Source organism: Actinomycetota bacterium (assembly GCA_018830725.1).
In the GTDB taxonomy this organism is placed as follows: domain Bacteria; phylum Actinomycetota; class Humimicrobiia; order JAHJRV01; family JAHJRV01; genus JAHJRV01.
Map to the genome: position 1 here is coordinate 1 of JAHJRV010000145.1, position 6,727 is coordinate 6,727.

10 protein-coding genes are annotated in these 6,727 nt (G+C 29.4%); all 10 read left to right on the forward strand.

Annotation, left to right across the window (positions count from 1 at the left end):
- Positions 1-265 (forward strand): helix-turn-helix domain-containing protein (locus KKC53_06600; protein MBU2598816.1); only part of this gene is annotated, 265 nt, incomplete at its 5' end.
- Positions 266-373: 108 nt separating this feature from the next.
- Positions 374-1,039, forward strand: coding sequence for a hypothetical protein (locus tag KKC53_06605; protein ID MBU2598817.1), 666 nt, complete (start codon positions 374-376; stop codon positions 1,037-1,039).
- 1 nt (position 1,040) lies between these two features.
- Positions 1,041-1,811, forward strand: coding sequence for an AAA family ATPase (locus tag KKC53_06610; protein ID MBU2598818.1), 771 nt, complete (start codon positions 1,041-1,043; stop codon positions 1,809-1,811).
- Complete coding sequence (gene tadA / locus KKC53_06615; protein ID MBU2598819.1) at positions 1,808-2,995, forward strand: Flp pilus assembly complex ATPase component TadA; 1,188 nt, start codon at positions 1,808-1,810, stop codon at positions 2,993-2,995. Before KKC53_06610 ends, tadA begins: the two co-directional genes overlap by 4 nt.
- Before the next feature lies 1 nt (position 2,996).
- Complete coding sequence (locus KKC53_06620; protein MBU2598820.1) at positions 2,997-3,905, forward strand: type II secretion system F family protein; 909 nt, start codon at positions 2,997-2,999, stop codon at positions 3,903-3,905.
- A complete protein-coding gene (locus KKC53_06625) occupies positions 3,902-4,759 on the forward strand; it encodes a type II secretion system F family protein (GenBank protein ID MBU2598821.1) in 858 nt (285 codons plus the stop codon). The genes KKC53_06620 and KKC53_06625 overlap by 4 nt, the downstream gene beginning before the upstream one ends.
- Positions 4,760-4,869: 110 nt before the next feature.
- Positions 4,870-5,058, forward strand: coding sequence for a hypothetical protein (locus KKC53_06630; protein MBU2598822.1), 189 nt, complete (start codon positions 4,870-4,872; stop codon positions 5,056-5,058).
- Between the two features lie 125 nt (positions 5,059-5,183).
- Positions 5,184-5,609: a pilus assembly protein gene (locus KKC53_06635; protein MBU2598823.1), complete on the forward strand. Its 426-nt coding sequence runs from the start codon at positions 5,184-5,186 to the stop codon at positions 5,607-5,609.
- A 178-nt stretch (positions 5,610-5,787) separates the two neighbouring features.
- Positions 5,788-6,249, forward strand: coding sequence for a Tad domain-containing protein (locus tag KKC53_06640; protein ID MBU2598824.1), 462 nt, complete (start codon positions 5,788-5,790; stop codon positions 6,247-6,249).
- Between the two features lie 92 nt (positions 6,250-6,341).
- The coding region (locus KKC53_06645; protein MBU2598825.1) for a hypothetical protein at positions 6,342-6,727 on the forward strand (386 nt) is incomplete at its 3' end.

The window sequence follows — 6,727 nt, forward strand, 5'->3', positions numbered from 1 at the left end:
AAAAGAAGACATTGACGGATTCTTTGAAAGAATTGGTTCAGAGAAGGATGTTTTAGGAGCTCCAATTCTTTATACAGCAGAACAAGTAGCAAGAATACTGCAGCTTACTGTAGATAATGTTTGGAAACTTTTAAAATCAGGTAAATTAAAAGGATTCCAACTAAGAAATGGAATCAGGAGCCCGTGGAGAGTTCCTTCAGATAGTTTAGATGATTATATTCAAAGAAGAATGGACAAGAAAAAAGAGGAAATAAGAAGAGGATAATTATTAAACCTACACTTTATTAATAAAAATCTCAAATTCATAAGATAAGATGTAAAAATTAAGAAAAATTAATAAAGATTTTAAAATTAAAAATAATTAGGAGGAAATTTGTTTAACAGAAGAACTTTAATTTTATCTATTGCAGCACTAATACTTGTGAGTATTGCCTCATATCTGTTGTTAACTGAATCTCAAAAAAGAAACCCTGTTTTAGTAGCTAAGAGAAATATAGAAAAAGGTGAAGTTTTGGGTGAAGAGGATGTAATAGAAAAAAGTATTATGACAAGAGATGTACTTCCAAATGCACTAAGAAGTAAAAAGGACGCGTTGGGAAAAGTTGTGCTGTTTGATAGAGTAGTTGGAGATCAAATAACAAAGGAAGTTGTTGGGGAGGAATTATTAAAAGAATACAAGGAGATTTCAAAGAAAGGTAATGTAATATTTGCTCTAAATATCTCATATCAAGACGGAATAAGTCAAATCATTAAGAAAGGGGATATCATATCAATTATTAGAACAAAGGCTTCTAAATCGCCTTATACAGCGCAAAGCTCAGAATCAGAAAATGTAATTTCTGGGACAAATATGGTTGTAGCAGATAAGATCCCTATTATTGATATACTAGAGAAAGATGAGAAAAGAGGTTCAATTCTTGTAAGTGGGGAAAGGTATGGATTAACAATTTTGATTGAAATACCTAGAAAAATCGCAGAAGATCTTGCAGTGTTAGAGGCAAGTAAGGCTTATAAGGTTGTGTTAGAAAGTGGGGATTAATTTGGAAAATAAAATGATATCTATTGTTTCATTTAAAGGCGGAGTAGGTAAAACAGCTATTGCATTGAATCTTGCTAAAGCTGCCGGAGACTATGACATTAAAGCCCTGTTGTGGGAGATAGACAGGAATCCTGGTTCACTGTCATCAATACTTGATCTTGATCCGAGTATTAATGTTGTATCAGCAATCATGAATCCAGAAGGTCTTACTTACTATATACATAGAATTAAAGGTGAAAAATTTGATGTACTATTAGGACCTCCAGATTCAATAATAGGAGAGGAAATAGAAGAAATTGAGAAGATAAGAGGAGTAATTGATACTGCAAAAAAAATATATAAACTGATGATTATGGATTTAGGTCCATATATAGATAAGTTATTAATTCAAATAATGAACGAGAGTGATTTAATTCTATTAATTGTCGAACCTGAGGTGTCCTCAATAGCAAAAGCAAGAGCAAATATAGACCTAATTACTGAAAAGACTGAATATGACCTTTCTAATAAGATGTGGGCTGTAATAAATAAGACTACAAAGAGTGACAATATAAGTTTTAATCAAATTAGTGATGCATTAAAAATTCCAGTATGTATAAAGATTAGCTATGATAAGAAATATAGGAGCAAAATAAATAGGATAGAAAGCTCAGTTCCTGAAACAAAGATATCAAAGGGGTGCGAAAAAATATTAAAAAGAATATATCCTGGTGCTAAAAAGCCTGAAAAAAGAAAAAGATTCTTGTTTTTTAAAAAGGGAAATAAAAAATGAGCCTGAAGGATATTTTAAAAGATAAAGAGAAAATAGATTATACCAGTGCAACTGTGAGGGGTAGAACAGTAGATGAAATTGTAGAAAGTATAAGGAGTGAAATTACTAATGATGAAAGAGTAAAAACTTATATTTTAACAAAAGATGAAATTGAAAAGATATTGGAAGAAAAATTAATTAGATATCTAGGCAGAAAAAAAATGATGCTGAATGATGACGAGATAAAATCTCTTCAAAGGATTGTATTTGATGAAATATTTGGGCTTGGTATATTAGAGGATTTAATAAATCGTGAAGATGTAATAAACATCTTTATAAGAAACACGGAAGTAACCTATGATACTTTGGATGGTGAGTTACATAGACATGCAGACTTTAAGAACATCGAGGAAGTTGAAAAGATAAAGGATAAAATCCTTGCTCAAAAGAATAAAACAGTAACTCCTTCCCATCCTATGTGTGACCTCATTCTTTATAATGGTTCAAGAGTAAATATAACACTTCCCACAGTTGCTGATAGGCTTGCCATGACAATAAGGAATCTAAATTTACTTAATGAGACACTGAATGGACTTTACAAGCGAGAGATGATGACTGAAGATATGAAAAATTACATAAAAGAAGCAATTATAAATAAAAAAAACATACTGATTTCAGGTTCAACTGAGACGGGAAAAACAACACTTGCAAATTCAATATTGAAGGAAGTTCCACCTGATGAGAGAATATCTATAATTGAAGATACACCAGAGCTGAAACTAAGAAGAAACAATGTGGATTATCTCAGGGTGAGAGAGTCTGATAGAGATGGTGTTGAAAATGTTACACAGGATAGACTTCTTAAAAATACACTAAGATTCACTCCTAAAAGAATAGTATTAGGGGAGGTAAGAGATCCCCGGGCAGCATTTGCCCTCATAAATACTTTAAATACAGGTCATCCAGGTTCAATTTGTACAATCCACGCAAGTAGTCCTGTCGATGCATTAAATAGGCTAAGAACATATGCAATTATTGCGTCAAATATTCCAGTTAATACTATGAGTGTAATGATATATAGAGCCATTGATATAATAATTCAACTGGTGGGTGGGGCAAAGGAAAAAAGAAGAATTACTGAAATTGTAGAGTTAGAAAAAAAGTTAGAACCAAATTCAACTTTTATAACAAGGAAGGTCTTTTAAGATGAATATAATTGCTATCTCAATTTTATATGGAATAACAGCGTTTTTAGTAGTTATTACTTTGGGTGAATTGAGAATTGCAAGAAAAAAGAGATTGGAGAGAAAGCTAAAGAGACTTGTAATAAAACCAGAAGAAAAAAAAGTTACAGGAAGATTTAGCAAGAGTATAGAAAATTTTTTAATGGGAACGGGGCTGAAATTAAGCGTTGAAGAATTTATTTTTTTAATCCTATTTTTGTATATCATAATGTTAATTGGATTATTAATATCAAAGATTCCAATATTTATAGCATTACTTTTATCTTTAATTATACCTGCTCTTTTTCTATGGTATCTTAAATATAAAAAGGAGAAGAGAAAAGAAAAGGTTGAAAGGCAAATGGAGGGTTTCTTAATAGATTTAAGTGGAATATTAGGTCCTATTCCAAATATATTAGAGGCACTAAAACAATCTATTGAGACACTTGATCAACCTCTTAAGGATGAGATATTAGAGACTGTAAATGATGTTACAAGTGCAAATCTATCCATAGAAGATTCTTTAAGAAATCTTTCTAAAAGGGTTGATGATAGGGGACTTGTAAATATATTCTGCATTGCCATGATTCAAGCTAATAAGATAGGTACAAAGGATACGGGAAGGATACTCAAAAGGTATGCAGATATTGCAAGGCGTAATCAGAGAATAAAAACTGAAGCTATTGCAAAACTATCCTATGCTCGTGCGCAGAAAAATATTTTAATTTCAGGTGTAATTTTAATGTATATTTTAGTTTTTATTATGAATCCAGGATACATCAATTTCTATAGAACCTCTCTTGGATTATGGATAATGGCATACTCATTAATCTCAATAGGTATGGGTCTTTATATTCTCAACAAATTGACAAACGTAGGTGGTGGTAGATGAATTTAAGAACTTTAATATTTTCACTTATATTGGGTTTACTTTCTTCTATTATTACATTTTTCATTCTATTAAAACCTGCAAGATTAAAAGGAATACTTGAGAAAGAAACTAAAAGAACAAGAAAAAATTTTATATACAGTTTAGTTGATAAATACACCAGCCCAGCAGATAGAGAAGAATATGATGACATGTTTGAAAAACTGCAAGATTTTAAATTTTTTGGATATAGAGTAAGGAATTTTAGTGATTTTATAACATTAAAAATGATACTGGTTAGCATTGCTCTAATTTTTTCAATCATAATAAGATTACCATTTCCTAAGATAATTATAATGGTTTTCTTCACAGTAGTTGTATGGAAACTTCCAGATATCAAACTTTCAAGAGAAATTAAAATTATGGATAAAACCATAAAGAATGAATTACCTTATATAGCAGAGATAGTTGCATTAGGGATGGAAGGAGGGATGGATTTTAACGAATCAGTTCATTTCTTAACAAATAATACAAAAGGTAAAATTACTGACCTGTTAAAAGAGGGTTATTTTAATTTTACTGCTGGTAGTGGTGAGGAAAAAAGCTATATAAATGCTGCAAAAAAAAGTTTGTGTGAGGAGTTTGTAAACCTTATAAAAACTGTATTTCAAAATAAGAAACTGGGAATGCTCGTAAGTGAAGCTATTTTTAGGCAAGCTGAAAATATAAGATATAAAAATGCTACAGATTTAAAGTTAAAAGTTGAGAGAATTCCCCTTTTTGCAACCTTGATTATTATGGGATTTTTCTTTTTCCCGATATTGATAATAATGATAGCACCTGTATTTGCGGAAGTGTTTAAATTATTTACAGGATAATATGAAACCTAAAATATAGTAACTTTTTTACTTTTTAATTGTTATAACAATATATGGATAAAAATAATAAAATTATGTCAAATTTATATAATGTTATTTGGAGGTGAAAAGTGAGTTTAATAATGAATTTATTTCTAAAATTTTTTAAGAAAATCAAAAATGAAAAAGGTGATGTAGCAATTGAATATTTTGTAATTGCTGCAGTAATAATAGTTGGAATAGTTGCAGTTCTATATGCTTTAAGAGATCAGTTAATACTTCTTATTGAAAATATAACTGACATTTTAACATTACCATAAACTACAACAACACCTTAGTAAGTCAGCTCATCTTTAAATACAGAGCTTGATTTTAAAAGTAAATATTAAAAAAAGATTGATTTTACTCCATTAATTTCGTTTAATTTTGTCTGGAGTTTAATTGAATGGAAAAATTAAATTTTAACGATGAGAGAGGCTCAACACTAATTGAGTTCTCTCTGACAATATTAATATTTCTAATAATATTTGCTGCAATAGTCCAGTTTGGATACATATTGCTTGCAAATAACATTGTTGAAACAGCAGCTTTTGAGGGTGCAAGAGCAGGTTCTATTACACCAGATCCTTTAAATTCTGTTGATGTTGCATCAAGTGCTGTTGATGATTATATTGTTAAAGTACTTCCTGGCTGGACTAGTGGTAGGATGAGTAAAGATATATCAATTACAGGAATTACTCCAGAAGATACTATAACAGTAAATGTTTCTTATGATGTTCCGATAATGTTCGGAAATGCTCTCTTTCCATCAAGTGGCGGTTCTTTTACTGTAATAGGTGAATCAACCATGACACTTACTGAAAAACCTTAAATATTTAAACAATTAAAAATTTTAGTTATAAGGTATTATAAAAGTATTTAAGTTTGTAAAAAATACTTAAATATATAAAAACATAAGAAGTATTTAAGATTTAATGCATATTAAAAATTAAGTATTTAAAAGATATTTAAGAATTTAAATATTAAAAAGCACTTTAGAATTAAAATATATGAAAAAATTTTTAATAAAACAAATTAAATATGAAAGAGGTTCATACGCAATAATATCAGTTATTATGATACCTATTTTTCTATTGATAGCTGCTTTAGCAGTAGATATGAGCATGCTTTTTGCTGCAAGATCAGAACTACTTAAAGCATCAGACATAGCAGCAATAGAGGTTTCAAAATACTTGGATTTAGAACAAACTCAAATCACTGGTGATGTAGTAGTTAGGTCAGGATACGCTAATTATGCAATAGACTGGGTTCTATATAATTTCAATAACAAATTTGGTGGTAGCTTAGATGAAGTAAGTGTAAGATTCGGTCCAGTAAATAGTAATGTAAATCCAGAAATAGTATATGTTAAATCAACAGCTAATATTCCCCTTTATTTTGCAAAAATAGCTGGAATAAGCTCAACAAATGTTGTTGTTGAGGGCTCAGCAAGAATAAGAGAAGTGAAATAGATATAAGAATATTAATTTTTATAAGCATTTAAAGATGGATATTCCCTAAAAAATATAAATAGTCAATAGCAAATTTTAAATAGTTAATAACAATGAATAATAATAAAGAACCTGAAAAAATAGAATTTAAAAATAATAAAGTAGAAAATATTCTAGTAAAAATTGTATTTATAGCTATTATTTTAATAATTCTATTTACAATTCTTTATCTTTACACTCCGCTAAAAGATATATTTTTTAAAAAACAAATAGCAGAAGAAACTAATGAAGAAACAATAGAACCTACTAAAGAAATATCCGAAGAATCTAAAGAGGGAACAATAGAACTTACTGAGGAAGAAAGTTCAATACCTGAGGGTGGAGAATGGACTTTTATTGATCCAAGGGAAGCAAAGCAGCAAGGTATTGTTAAGGATATAGATTACAAAAATAAAATAATAACTATTGAAAATGCCAATACTGGTAAAATTGAAATATT

What these genes read in the sequence shown, in the direction of transcription:
- KKC53_06625 (MBU2598821.1), top strand. Translation starts at nt 3,902, where the DNA reads ATGAATTTAAGAACTTTAATATTTTCACTTATATTGGGTTTACTTTCT.
- KKC53_06640 (MBU2598824.1), top strand. Translation starts at nt 5,788, where the DNA reads ATGAAAAAATTTTTAATAAAACAAATTAAATATGAAAGAGGTTCATAC.
- KKC53_06620 (MBU2598820.1), top strand. Translation starts at nt 2,997, where the DNA reads ATGAATATAATTGCTATCTCAATTTTATATGGAATAACAGCGTTTTTA.
- KKC53_06635 (MBU2598823.1), top strand. Translation starts at nt 5,184, where the DNA reads ATGGAAAAATTAAATTTTAACGATGAGAGAGGCTCAACACTAATTGAG.
- tadA (MBU2598819.1), top strand. Translation starts at nt 1,808, where the DNA reads ATGAGCCTGAAGGATATTTTAAAAGATAAAGAGAAAATAGATTATACC.